Below are 13,612 nucleotides of genomic sequence, written 5' to 3' on the forward strand. Positions count from 1 at the left end.
TTGCCTGTGCCGGGGTAGAGCCAGAGGCCGCCTCCGCTGTCGCGGGTGACGATGTCGGCTTTGCCGTCCCCGCTCAGATCGCCGGTGCCGACGATGGTGTCGAAGATGTTCCAGCCGGGTCCGATGAGTGTGCGTGTTCCGAAGGGTGCCGTGGCTTTGCCTGTGCCGGGGTAGAGCCAGAGGCCGCCTCCGCTGTCGCGGGTGACGATGTCGGCTTTGCCGTCCCCGCTCAGATCGCCGGTGCCGACGATGGAGTCGAAGATGTTCCAGCCGGCCCCGACGTTCTTGCGGGCCGCGAAGGGTGCGTTCGGCTTTCCTGTGCCGTCGTAGAACCACAGCGTGCCGCTGCTGTCACGGGCGACAGCGGTTCCGGTGCCGTCCGCCTTCTCACGGCTGACACTCGTGATGATGCTGTAGATGTTCCAGCCGGTTCCGATGCCGGCCCGGGCGGCCAGTGGCACGGCGGGCACACCGGTGCCGTGGTACTGCCACAGGGTGCCGGAGGAGTCCCGCGCCAGCAGTGTGCCCAGCTGCGACGGCGAGGGCACACCGGTGCCGGTGAGCTGCTCCAGCTGCGCCCCCTGCCCGGCGTCACCGGTGATCTCGTAGGTGGACGACTGGGCGCCGGTCACGGTCGGGGCGAAGGTGACCGTCTGCACGACACTCTGCTCGGGTCCGATGACCAGACCCTCGGGAAGCGGGTCGGTGGTGGTGAACACACCTGCCGGCGCCTTCGCCTTGGTGATGGTGACCGGGATGTTCCCGGTGTTGGTGATGGTGAAGGCCCGCGTGTTCGACGTGCCGCGAAGCACTCCGCCGAACGCGAGGGTCGGCGGAGTGAGCGTCAGATGGCCCTGCCCGCTGATCGAGTTGCCCTCGATCGGAATGGTGAGCGGACCGCTGGTGCTGCCCAGAGTGATCGACGAGGAATTCCGGCCGGTGGCCGTAGGGGCGTATCCGACCTCGAGGACGATCGAGCTCTGGGCCGGGATCACGGTCGGGTTCGCCGGGTCGGCGCTGGGCAGGTTGCCGGCCGTGAACGGTCCGTCAGGCGGGGTGACCGAGGTGATGACCTCGGGCTCGGTGCCGGTGTTCGTCAGCTGGACGTTCGTGCCCGCCGTGGTTCCCGTCGGCTGGTCGTCGAAGGACAGGGTGCCAGGGAACGCGGCCAGACCGGGTTTGGTCCCGACGCCGTGCAGGCTCAGTGCGAAACTGCCGGCGTCGGTCGTCACGGTCAGGGTTCCGCTCGCACCCAGTACCGCGGTGGGCGTGTACGTGACGGGTATCGACAGCTGCCCGCCGGCCGGGATCGTCGACGGCAGCGACGAGGTGTCCGCCGTGAACGGGCCGTCGACGGTCACGCCCTTGACGCCGAGGGCCGCGGACGGGTTCTGGTTCTCCGTCAGGACCACGTCGGCATCGGCCGAGCCGCCCACCGGCACGAGCCCGAATTCGGCCGGGCCGCCCTTGAGGGGGCTGCCCACCGGGTTGCCGAAGGCGTAGACCTTGCCCTCCCGGGTGCCGACGAAGACCTGCCCGCCGTCGGTGGCAGGGGTGGCGAACTTCGCCGCGGTGCCGATCGGCGCGGACCAGACCAGCGGCAGGACGCCGTTCGCGTCGGGAACGGGGGAGTAGGCACGCAGCTGGGCGTTGACGCCGGTCGGCCCGCCCGACCAGACCACCCACACCAGGGCGCTGCCCGAGCGGGTCCCGTCGGAGGTCACCACCGGCGATCCGCTGGTGTAGGGGAAGGAGTCCTGGCTGGACCCCGCAACGCTCAGCGCGGGATTGCCCGAGCCCGTCACGCCGCGGTGCAGCGCCACCATCGAGCCGCCGTTGCCGACGAGGTAGACGTAGCCGCCGTCACCGCCCCAGGCCGCCGGGTGTCCCCACTGGCCCTTGAGCGGCCCGGTGATTCCCACCACGCCGTCGGTCCCGTCGGTGCCCTGTGAACTGCCGCCGAGGTGGTCGCGGTCCAGCAGGAAGATCCGGCCGTCCTTGCCCTGCTGCACCATCAGGTGCGGGTGGGAGGCGGTGCCGAAGCTGTCCGGCAGGCCGACCGGCCCGCCGGAGCCCAGGTCGGTGTCCCGCTGGTCCAGGGTGGGCGCGTTGGACGGGCTGAAGAAGTCGGCGGCCTTCAGGCTCTGGTCGGACTGCACCTGCAGCCGGACCACGGACTCCGCGAGAGTGCCGGGCGGTGCGCTGCCGGGGCCGGGCGCCGGGCTGACGCCGTTGCCGGTGGCGAGGAAGATCCGGCCGGGGCCGTCCGAGACGAGCCCCCCGCCGGACTGCCAGATGCCGGCCCCGACGTTGCTGGCGCCGGCCTCCGTCGCCCACATCGAGGTCACCGAGGGGTTGGTGGTGCTGACACCGACCACGTAGCCGCGGTAGGGCGGGGCGTCGCAGTGCCCGCCGAATCCCGCGTACACCACCCCGTCGAGCAGCAGCAGCCCCGGCCGCTGCATCTCGTACGCGGGCAGGAAGGACTGGGCGGGGTCGTTCGACGGGGTGCCCTGGATCGTCACGGGGAAGCCGGACTTCTCCGCCCCGGTGACCGGATCGAGCGCGTGCATGTACCAGTGCGGGTTCAGCGGGTTGGCGCCGTCGTCGACCTTGGTGGTCAGATAGACCGCGCCGCTTGCGGGGTCGTACACCGGTGTCGCCGTGCTGCCGACGGTCGGCGTGAGGTCGCCGCAGTTGAGGGCGGACGCGGGCCATGCAGGCCCGAAGCTGCGCTGCCACAGCACCGCTCCCGTGGTGCGGTCGAGGCCGTAGGCCCTGTTGCTCTCGGTGACCGCCACGATGGTGCCGCCCACGACGAGCGGCTGGGCGTATATCTGCCCGTCGAGCTGCGCCGGAGCCTTCCAGAGCTGGCCGAAGGAAGAGGAGCGTACGTCGGACGGGCTCAGGTTCGGTTCGCTCTGGTCCCAGCCGGTCCTGAGGCTGTCCACCGAGCCGGTCGGCTCGCTCGCCTGGGCCGGTGAGAGGCCCAGCCCGATCAGCCCTGCGGCCAGCGAGGCGGTGACGGCGAGCACCAGCCCGCGCCGCCGGGTGCGTCTGCGCCTGTGTTCCTGTTCGGTGGTGCCCACCACGGAATCCCCCCTTGACATCGCCAAACCGACCCTCTCCTGAGTCCCCATCGAATCCCCCACGCCATCGCGCCCGTGGCGGCCGCCTCGATCGTGTGAGCGGCCGCGGAACACGGGCACAGCCCGCGCATCCAATCACAAAACCTTCACTATGCATTCAGATTTTGAACTGGTTTGCGGGGATTCGGGATGTACGAACCCAGGCAGTCGATTTGCCACAGCCTGGCAGCCGTCCTGGGTTCACCGCGGGGACATGTCTGCGCGCCGGTCCGGCGCCCGCGGGGGTGGTCAGCCGACGTGGAGTGTCAGGGCGGCGGCGCATCCGTTCCGCATCCGCTCCTCGTCGGAACAGGCGCCCCGCCGTGGGGCGGGGCGCCTGCGTTCGAGCGGGGGCGGGTGGATCAGCGGTGGCCTCCCGGGTGGATCAGGGGTGGTGGCCTCCCGGGTGGGTCGGCCCCGCGTGCGGGTCCCGGTGTCCCGCGCAGACGTCGCCCTGGGGGCCGACCGGTGGCACGGCCGCGGCGGTGCCGGTGACGCCGTCGTCCTCACGCACGGTGAGGGTGCCGAAGTCGTGGTCGCCGAGCACGGCGCCGGCGGAGTCGGACACCGCGACCTTGTAGGAAGTGGTCGGCGCCGCCCCCGGAAGGGAGTCGCCGATCACCGGGACGGTCACCGCCCGGCAGGTCGCGCCCGGCGGGAAGACGACCTGCTGCATGGCGGGAGCGAGCGCGCCTGTCGTGCTGCCGAGCACCGTCAGGTAGGCGCTGACCGTTGTGTCGCCGGGCTGCGAGAGGTAGACCGCGACCTGGCCCGTGGCCGGACCCGAGCCCTCCTCCACGGCGGTGGACGCCACATTGACGGTGGGCCGCTGCCGGGCGTGCGGCGTGCCCAGCGCCTTGGTGTCGAAGGCGAGGTCGGACAGGTATACCCCGCCCGACGTGCTGCCGTCGGCGCCGACCGCCGGGGCGAAGCCGACCGAGGCGACGCGGTGGAGGTCGAGCCCCGCCTTGCGCAGTACCGAGGTCGGCACATGGACCTGCTGAAGGACGATCTTGCCCAGCGTGGTCGAGCCGCCGGCGGGCATCCGGTCCACGCCCCACCTGTTGAGGGCGGAGACCGGGGAGCTCCACCGGTGCCCCGAGGCGTCGGTCACGGTGATCCTCAGCTCGGTGCCGGTGGTGACGCTCTCGTCGGGTGACATGTCGACGCTCATCTCGTCGTACCGCGAGATGTTCCGCTCGCCGGGCGGGACGGTGACGCTCACCCCGCCGCGGTTGCCGGTCCAGGTCACGTGGGTCATGGGGTTCAGCGGCACGTTCGGGGCGTAGTTGGCGGGGGTCCAGTACGGTACCTGCTGGTTGGTGAGGGTGCTCCCGGGGTTGGTGCAGACGGGCAGCGCCTCGGGGACGGTACGCCCGTACTTGCTGGCGCAGACCGTGGCCGTCACGTCGCCGGTGGCGGTCACCAGCGGCGACGCTTCCTTGAAGGTGGTGATGTCGGTGCGTGAGGACCGCGGCTGCTGGGCGACGGTGCGGACGTCGGCGTAGCCGGACACCGAGGGCGGCTCCTGGCCGGAGCCGTCGAACATGCCCTGGAACCGGGTCTGCCGGCCGAGGGAGGCCTCGAAGAACCCGGCGATGTACGCCGATCCGACCTGGTACTGCTGTGCCGCGGTCAGCCGGATGTTCTGGCCGGAGGCCAGGGCGGTGGCGCTGGTGCCGCAGACCGGGTCGTCGACCTTCGACCAGTCGTCCGACGCCGCCGGATAGGGCGGTGTCCAGGACGAGTTGTAGAAGTCGTGGTCGGTGCCCATCACCCAGACGTCCGAGCGCTGCACGTCGTCGGCGAAGGTGGCGTCGCGCGAGTCGGCGTAGAAGTGCTGTCCCTGCTGGTCGGACACGTCGCCGTCGCAGTACGGCAGCAGGGTGGTGGTGACGACGTCCGGCAGGGTGGCGCGGGTGAAGTCGATGGGCGCCAGCGCGAAGACGGACTTGATGCTCCACGGGTGCGGCAGAGCCTCGTTGAGGGTGGCCGCGGTGACGACGCCCTCGCCGCCGCGGGAGTGGCCCATCAGGCCGATGCTTGCGAAGTCCATGGTGCCCGCGAGCCGGCGGGCGGTGAGCGTGCCGCCCGGGTGAGTGGCGCGGCCCGCGGCCAGTGCCTGGTCGAGGGTCACGTCCCGATCGGTCGCTGCGTCGTGGTAGCCGACCGGGCGGCCGCTGTCCGCGGCCTTCAGCATGGCCAGGGTGTCCAGCACCAACTGGCCGCGGGTGGCGGCGCCGTCGTCGGGCGAGAGCTGGTTGTCGTTGGCGTTGACCGCGTTCGCCGAGATCGACACGACGGTGTAGCCGTCGGCGGCCAGCGCCTCTCCCGCACCGTCGTAGCCGGCGTAGCTGAGGATCGGGCTGGTGCCGGCCGGGCAGGGCCAGCCGCTCGCCCCCTTGAGGGTCGTGGTGTTGTAGCAGGCGCTGTGCCGGCCGTGCAGGAAGACCACGAGCGGGTGCGGGCGGTGGTCGGTCGGCAGGTAGATGCGGCCCTCCAACTCGCCGCGGATGCCGCCGATGTCGGCAAGCGGGATCGACTGGGCCCCGAAGTCGTAGTCGGCGACGGTGTACGTGCCGGTGCCGACGGTGGTCGGGTCGGCCTGCGTGGTTCCGGTGCCGCCGGGGGTGGCCGGCGCGGGCCGGCCGTCCGCGTGCGCCTTGTCGACGGTGGCGCGCCGCGCCTGGAGCTGGGCGGCCGCGGAGGTCAGGGAGGTGGGGCCGGGGGCGGTGCTGCTGCCGCCGGTCGACCACTGCCAGGCGATGGTGGACGCCCCGGCCACGGCCGGGGCCGTGGTCCTGGCGGTCAGCGTACGGCCGTCCGCCGACTGGGCCGCGGGGCCGAGGTCGACGCCGTCGGCGAGGAGTTCGGGTACGTCGTCCCTGACCGGCAGCGCGGTGCCGAGCCGCAGCGAGACCGTGTATCCGGCGGCCGCGCGCGTCACCGTCCATCCGTCCCCCTTCGCGACCACGGCCTGACCCGGTCCGGGCGTGGCGGCGGCGGCAGGCAGGGTCGCGGCGGCCGTGGATCCGCCGACCGCCAGCAGTCCTGCGGTCAGGGCCGTGAGCGGGCGGCGCAACGGCCGCCCGGATATGCGTCTGTTCACGTGTGCGGTGCCTCGTCTCACGTGTGCGATGCCCCGTTCTGCCGCGATGCGGCCGGGCTCCGGTCGGATTCGTCGTGGGGGTAGGGGTAGAAGGCGGTGCCGAGTTTGGGGAGCCAGCCCACGGTGGACACCGGCGAGGCACCGTCCCCCGGGTGCTGCGGGGGCAGCCCGGCGTTGATCACCGGCCCCCAGCCGACGGTGAGGAAGCTCATCGCAGTGCCTCCTCGGCGACCAGCGGGTCGTTGGACAACTCGGGCGGTGTGGCCGGCTCCGCGGACCGCAGCATCCGCGGGGCGACCGTCGCTGCCGTGGTGTCCGGGTCAGGCGGCGCCGCGTTGTGGTACTGCGGGAAGTGCTCCTGGTAGTCGATGGCCGCCTGGACGATCTGCGGCTCGCTGAACCGCGGCCCCCAGAACTGTGCGGCGATCGGCAGGCCGACCGTGCTGTCGTAGCCGACGGGGAAGGAGACCATCGGCCACGCGAGGGCGTTGGGCAGCTGGTAGTAGGCCCGGTAGACCGGGAAGCCACCGCCGCTGCGCAGGCCGATCCGGGCGCCGAGCGAGAAGACCAGCATGAAGTCCACGCCCGCCGCGTCCAGCGCAGCCTGGTAGTTGGCCTGGAGAGTGCGCCTGCGCCGCTCGCCCTCGACCCTGGCGGCGGCGGGGACCTGCCCGGCGAACCTGCTCGCGGACTCGAATGAGGGCTCCGTCTCGCCCGGCGCCTTGCGTCCGTACTGCGCCAGCAGCGCCGCGGCCTGGTCGGCGGGGCGGGTGGCGGCGAAGTCCTTGACGGCGTCCCAGTAGCGGATCTCGTACCGGTTGGGGCTGAGAACCGCTGAGGAAGGCGAGACCGGCGAACCGTCGACGGTGGCGAGCACGTCGCTGCTGGAGAAGTACGGGTCGTTGGCGGGCACGGTGACGTCCAGGCCGGGGAACTCCTTCACCGTGGCGCCCAGCGAGGTGAGTTGCTGTACAAGGCGGGTGAAGGCGGCCAGGTGGTCGGCGTCGTAGGTGTCCTGCGGGGCGGTGCCGGTCCTGATGCCGCCGCTGGTGCGCATCCAGTCGGACTGCGGTATCCCGATGGTGGTGCCGGCCAGCGGTCTGCGGCCTTTGCGGGCACTGAGCGGCATGGCGGGGTACGGGTCGGGAGCGGACAGGGTCAGCGGGTCGTCGGCCGGGTCCGGGCCGAGGATCACCGAGAGGATCAGCGAGGCGTCGCGCACCGAGCGGGCGATCGGGCCCAGCACGTCGTAGCCGGGGGAGAGCGGCATCAACCCGGCGACCGAGGTGGTGCCGAGCGACGGCTTGATGCCGCTGGCGCCGTTCGCGGCCGACGGCATCATGATGGAGCCGCCGGTCTCCTCGCCGATGGCGGCCGCGGCCAGCCGCGCGACCGGGGCGACGCCGGAACCCTGGCTCGAACCGCCGGGAACGTAGGCCTTGTTCCACGCGTTGCCGGCGAAGGTGCCGGTGATCGAGCCGGAGAACGCCGAGGCGACCGTGTGGCCGAGTATCACCGCGCCGGCCTCCCGCAGCCGGTGCACGACGGTGGCGTCCCGCAGGGCCGCGTTGCCGTCGAAGGCGTGGCTGCCGTCCTTGGCCTCCAGGCCCTTGACCGCGATCGAGTCCTTGATGCCGAAGGGGATGCCCAGCAGCGGCGGAAGGTCCTCGTGCGAGTGCCTGGCCTTGGCGAACCGGGCGTCGGCGGCGGCCGCCTGGGCCAGTGCGCCGTCCCGGTCGATCCGGACGAACGCGTTGTACAGGCCGTTGTCGCCGTAGGTCTCGAAGGGGCCGTTGAAGCGGTCGATCCGGTCCAGGTAGGCCTTGGTGACCTGGACGGCGGTGACGACACGGGCCCGCATCAGCGCCGCGAGTTCGACCACCTCGTAGTCGACGAGGCGGGAGCGCTTTTTGATGTCGTGGACGGCGGGCAGGGCGCTGAGCAGGTGGGCGGCGGCCGACGGTGCCGGCTGGGCGGCGGCGGGTGCGGCGGCGGCAGCCGACATCGCGGCGGCGCCCGTCACGGCGGCCGCGCCACCGAGCACGGACCGGCGGCTGAGGGAGCGGGCGGGACCTGCGGCTCCGGGGGATGGGTCACGTTCTTCCGGCATCTACGGCTTTCCTGTCCTCTGCGTGGTGAAGGAAAAGGACGAACACGGGGAATGGCGTCTCTTACGCAGATTTTAGTGCCCGGATAATGCGACGGGAAGCCCGTTTCGGTGAGATGAGTTCACGCTGAATCTAGTTCATCCGATTGTTTCGCCCGGTCATCTCTGGTGTGAATTGCAGGTCACGTAGAAATTCCCCGGAACCTGGTCAAACGGTCGTTGTCGCACGTGGGGACCCATGTCGGTCCGATCGCGGGGAGGTGTTTGAAACAAAAACTAAACACGGTGCGGCCAGGATGACCCCGTACACCCTGCGTTATCGTGCGCATGACAACGATGCCGGTAGGGAATTCCTGTTCCGGCTGCGGGGAATGCGAGCGGGTGTGTCGGCGGGGGTCAGCGGCCGGGGCGGGAGACGCCGAGCCGGCCGGCCCCGTCGTGCGGTTCGAGGTCGACCTGGACGCGGTGGGTGGTGCCCCGGTCGACGCTGCCGCCGAGCTCGGCGGTCACCACGCCGATGCGCAGGCCGCCGCCCGCGGTGCCCGCGCGGTGGACCTGCACGGTGAATTCGAGGCTGACCTTCTCGACCGAGAAGCCGATCCGCTGGCCCTCTGCGGCCTGCCTGGCCTGCTCGAGTTCGCCGCGGATCTGCTGGACGACCTCGGCGAGGCCGACGAAGGACGGGTCTTCCACGGCGGCTTCCCCCAAGGGTGATCGTTCGCGACGGAGGGCCAAGTCTAGGGGCGCGAGCGGTCGTTGGCGCGGTGGTGTGCGGCGCAGGACGCGGGGCGCCGCGAGGCGGGGGGCGCCCTCGTCGCGGACCCGCCCCAGGGCGTATCAGGACGAGTCCGGCGGCACCGAGACCGGGGGTGCGGGACGGCCCTGTGGTCCATCCGGGGGACATGACGTGCCGTCAGGCGTAAGGTGCACGACATGGAGGCCGACGGGGGAATCGGTATCGGGTCCTCCCTTGCGACGCCTCCGTGGGCGGTGCGTATCCGGCGGGCCAACGGGACGATCGCGGGCAGCGGGATCCTGCTGAGCCCCGACCGCGTGCTGACCTGCGCACATGTGGTCGGGCGGGACGAAGAGGTCACCGCGGAGTTCGTCGGCGCCGCGGGATTCCGGGTGCCGGAGGTCGCCGCCAGGGTCGCGGGGGACGCCTACCGGCCAGAGGAGCGGGACAGCAACGGCGACCCGGTCGGCGACGTGGCGCTGCTCGAACTCGCCGAGCCGCGGCCCGCGGCCGAGGCGACCTCGCTGCACCGGGTGTCCGCGCCCGGCCGCCAGGTGCGGATGTACGGCTTCCCCGCGGCGTACAACGGCGGCCTCTGGCTGCCCGCGGTCATCCTCGGCGGCTGCGGCAGGGACGGCCAGGTGCAGCTGCGGCCGCCGAGCCCCGCGGAGGTGGCGAGGCCGGGGTTCAGCGGCGGCGGCGTCGTCGACCTGGCCACGGACAAGGTCATCGGCATGGTGGTGGCGAGCGCCCCGGAGAAGGGCGGCGGCTACTCCTTCATGAGCCCGGCGGAGACGGTGCTGCTGCACCTCCCGCAGGTCCGCGAGTGGACGGTGGGACCGGCCGCGGTCGACGAGGAGTTGCGGTCGCCCGCGTCGGGCGACGACGGGTCGCTGTTCGACGGGCCGTTCGCCGAGCGGCTGGCCCGCTGGCTGCGCGGTGACGACAGGCGGCGCGGCGACGGCGCCGCGGCGCAGGTCAAGATCAGCCTGGTGCCCGCGGAGGACCGGGTGCGCACGGCCACCCTGCGACGCGCGATCACCCTGGCCGACCGGGAGTTGCGCAGCCGGGTCTCCACCGGGCGCCCCTCGCTCGACGCGCCGGGGACCGTACCGGAGGCCGGCGGCCTGGACCTCGCGGTCTACGCGACCGGGCGCGGCACCGACGACATCGCCGAGCGGATCGCCGGCCGGATGGGCCTGTGGCAGCGGCCGGACCTGCCGGCCGCGGAACGCCTCGCGGCGGCCGGGGTGACGGTCACGATGGTCGTGGACGGTGTCGACGCGGCCGTGGACCCCGCCTCGCTGATCGACCTGCTGGCGCTGGTCGTCGCCGGCGGCAGCAGGGTGCTGCTGGTCTTCCGTGCCAGGGGCGACCATCTCGACCGGGCCCGCGGGGAGTTGCTGCTGCGGCCGGCCCAGGAGCGCCGGGCGCGGCTGGGCGAGCGGCTGGAGCGGATCATCGAGGGGCCGGGCCGCGAACTCGCCCGGCTGACGGCCCGGGTGCGCGGCACCCAGGAGTCGCAGGAGCTGACCGGCAAGGCTCTGGACGCGCTGTTCCACGTGCAGGCCGCGGCCGCGGAACTGGCCGCCGGCCAGGGCGTCTTCGCCGGGCTGCCGGACGAGGGCCAGGACCTGGCGCGCTACGAGCACATGGCGGCCCGCGCCGAGCGGCGGCTGCCGGACGCGGTCGCCGACCTGCTGCGGCTGCTCAACCGGCGCAAGGAGCTGAGCGGCAGGCTCGGCCCCTACCGCCGCCTCTACGAGGACGGCGGTGTGCGCGCCGAGGACCTCGAGGCGGACGAGGTCTTCCTCACCGCGCACCGGCTGCTGCGCGAACGGCCCTGCGACGTCCCCGCGGCGGAGGACGCCGTCGGCCGCTTCATGGACTTCGTGCACCGGTCGGCCGCGCGGCCGCCCGGCAGGCCGGAGGCATCCGGCGGAGCACAGGACCCCGAGGGCGGGGACCGCGACGAAGGGGGCAAGCCGTGACGACCGCGCCGGGAAAGCCGTGCCCACACCACCCCTGCAAAGGCACCATCACCGCCACCGGTTACTGCGGCACCTGCCTGCGCCACCCGTCGACCGCGCCTGCTGCCCCCACCGTCGGGACGGCCGCGGCCGTGCCTGGGCCGCGTTCCGAGGCCGGGTCCGGCACCGCGCCGGCGGCCGCGGAGCCGCCCGCCGACGACCAGGGGGCGGGGGGCAGCCCGGCCCCCGCGGGCGTCCTGGACCGGGACGGCCTGGTCCGGCTGCCCAGGGTCGCGCGCCCCGCCGACGGGGACGTGGCCCGCTCCACGGTCCGCCGTATCGAGGGCGGCAGGCGCTGCGGGGTGCCGAACTGCACCGGCGTCATCGGGGTGTCATACGACGAAGGGCCGACGCCCGACGAGGGCTTCTGCCCGGTCTGCGGCACCCCCTACTCCTTCCGCCCGCAGCTCGGTCCCGGCGACGTGATCGCCGGGCAGTACAAGGTGATCGGATACCTCTCGCCCGGCGGCACCGGCTGGGTCTACCTGGCGGAGGACCTCGACCTGCCGGGCCAGCGGGTCGTCCTCAAGACGCAGATCAACACCCGCGACGAGGCGGCCCGCCGCAAGGCCGTCGAGGAGCGGCGCTCGCTGACCACCCTGCACCACCCCGACATCGTCGGGATCATCGCGTCCAAGCAGCACCGGGCCGACGGCGGGACCGAGCCCACCGACTACATCGTCATGGAGTACGTCGCGGGCCGGCCGCTGGACAAGCTGCTGCTGGCCTCCGACGAGGAGCTGGCCCGGCTGTTCGGCGAGCCGTTCGCGATCGACCACGTCGTCACCTACGGCTGCAAGATCCTCGGCGCCCTGGAGTACCTGCACGACCAGGGCCTGCTCTACTGCGACATGAAGCCGGAGAACGTCATCCACTACGACCGGCAGATCAAGGTCATCGACCTGGGCGCGGTCCGCCGTATCGACGACACCACCAGCTCCCTGGTCTACACCTGGCGCTTCGCACCGAAGAAGGAGGAGCGCGCCGAGCGCGGCTTCGGCATCGACAGCGACCTGTTCACCGTCGGCCGGACCCTCGCGGTGCTCGCGGCCCGCGCGAAGGAGCCGGCGGGGCTCGCGGCCCGCTCCTTCGACCGGCTGATCGGCCGGGCCACCCATGACGAGCCCGCCGCCCGCTTCACCTCCGCCGCGCAGATGTCCCGGCAGCTGTGGGAGGTGCTGCGCGAGCACCGGGCGCTGGACCGCGGCGAGCGGTATCCGGAGAGGTCCACCCGGTTCGAGCCGACCGCCGCCGTCTTCGGCGCCTCCCTTGGCACGGTCCCCGCGCTCACCCACTGGACGCTGCGGCCCGAGGGCGCCCCGCCGCCCGACCTGGCGGCCGCCGCGCCCAGCCCGCAGGAGACGGCCAGGGCGCTGCCGGGGCCGATCGCCGACCCCGGCGACCCGGCGGCGGTGCTGCTCGGCGGGCTGGCAGGCGACGCACCGGAGCGCACGGCGGAGCGGGTACGCGACGACTCCGGCCTCCAGACCGTCGAGGTCGCGCTGTGGCTGTGCCGGTCCTACCTGCTGTCGGGCGAGCCGGGCCCGGCGGGCGAGCCGGCCCGCGTGGCGGCGGAGCACTGGCTCGGCGAGGCCGTGCGGCTGATGGGCAGGGACGTCGCGGGCTACGACTGGCGCCCGCCGTGGCACCGCGGGCTGCTGCACCTGATGCGCGGGCGGGTCAAGGACGCGCAGGGCGAGTTCTCCGTCGTCTACGCGACCGTGCCGGGCGAGTGGGCGCCGAAGCTCGCGCTGGGCTACTGCGCGGAATACCTCAGGGGGACCGGCGCGGCGGGGTCCGCGGCGGCGGAGGCCGGGGCCGGGCGCGAGGCGGAAGCCGAGGCGGAGGCGGAGGCCTACTACCTGGCCGTCTGGGCGCGGGACCGCGCGCACACCAGCGCGGCCTTCGGGCTGGCCAGGCTGCGGCTGCTGCACGCTGACCGGGCCGGCGCGGTCCTGGTGCTCGACCAGGTGCCGACGACGTCCCGCAACTACGACGTCGCCAGGATCGCCGCCCTGCGGATCCTCACCGGCCGGGTGGCCGGCACCGACCCGTCGGCCGCGGACCTGGGGCAGGCCGGCGACCGGCTGGCGGAGCTGCCGCACGACGACGCAAGGGACCGGCTGATCGCCGAGATCCGGGAGAACGTGCTCGCCGGGCACCCGCAGCCCGACCGGCCCTCCTCCCGGCGCGGCCGGCCGGCCCTCGCCCGGATCCCGCGCGGCGCCCGTCGCGGCACGGCACCGACCGCCGCGGGGCAGGCGGCGCGGCCCGGCTTCCCGCAACTGCCGCAGGGCGAGCTGTTCGAGGGCGCCCGGAGCCGGACCGCGCTGGCGCGGCTGCTCTACGGGTCGCTGCGCACCCTGGTCGGCCAGGCCCCGCCCGCCGAGCGCGCGGAACTGCTCGACCGCGCGTACGCGGTACGCCCACAATCCCGGTTCTGACCACCCGGCGCGCGCATCGCGCACCGTCCGCAGCACACGCACAGAACCGCAGCAGCAG

Annotated in this window: 7 protein-coding genes; 2 read left to right on the plus strand and 5 right to left on the minus strand. The window is 73.1% G+C overall.

Annotated features, from left to right (window positions below):
• The 5 genes from ACGFMP_RS07280 to ACGFMP_RS07300 form a co-directional block, all read right to left on the minus strand.
• Positions 1–3,089, minus strand: a 3,089-nt coding sequence (locus tag ACGFMP_RS07280) for a choice-of-anchor D domain-containing protein (protein WP_393670861.1), incomplete at its 3' end; no start/stop codon positions are given.
• Positions 3,090–3,513: 424 nt separating this feature from the next.
• Entirely contained in the window at positions 3,514–6,237 is a 2,724-nt protein-coding gene (locus ACGFMP_RS07285; RefSeq protein ID WP_393670862.1) for an alpha/beta hydrolase family protein, read from the minus strand.
• Positions 6,238–6,254: 17 nt separating this feature from the next.
• A complete protein-coding gene (locus ACGFMP_RS07290) occupies positions 6,255–6,449 on the minus strand; it encodes a hypothetical protein (RefSeq protein WP_393670863.1) in 195 nt (64 codons plus the stop codon).
• Positions 6,446–8,347: an amidase gene (locus tag ACGFMP_RS07295; RefSeq protein WP_393670864.1), complete on the minus strand. Its 1,902-nt coding sequence runs from the start codon at positions 8,345–8,347 to the stop codon at positions 6,446–6,448. The genes ACGFMP_RS07290 and ACGFMP_RS07295 overlap by 4 nt, the downstream gene beginning before the upstream one ends.
• A 393-nt stretch (positions 8,348–8,740) precedes the next feature.
• A complete protein-coding gene (locus ACGFMP_RS07300) occupies positions 8,741–9,037 on the minus strand; it encodes a trypco2 family protein (protein ID WP_393670865.1) in 297 nt (98 codons plus the stop codon).
• A 240-nt stretch (positions 9,038–9,277) separates the two neighbouring features.
• On the opposite strand from ACGFMP_RS07300, the gene ACGFMP_RS07305 reads away from it, so the two are divergent.
• Positions 9,278–11,071 (plus strand): trypsin-like peptidase domain-containing protein, encoded by a 1,794-nt coding sequence (locus ACGFMP_RS07305; protein WP_393670866.1) that lies wholly within the window; start codon positions 9,278–9,280, stop codon positions 11,069–11,071.
• Positions 11,068–13,554, plus strand: a complete 2,487-nt coding sequence (locus ACGFMP_RS07310; RefSeq protein ID WP_393670867.1) for a tetratricopeptide repeat protein — start codon at positions 11,068–11,070, stop codon at positions 13,552–13,554. The genes ACGFMP_RS07305 and ACGFMP_RS07310 overlap by 4 nt, the downstream gene beginning before the upstream one ends.
• Positions 13,555–13,612: the final 58 nt, after the last annotated feature.

The sequence above is a fragment of the Streptomyces sp. NPDC049040 genome (genome assembly GCF_043197715.1).
In the GTDB taxonomy this organism is placed as follows: domain Bacteria; phylum Actinomycetota; class Actinomycetes; order Streptomycetales; family Streptomycetaceae; genus Actinacidiphila.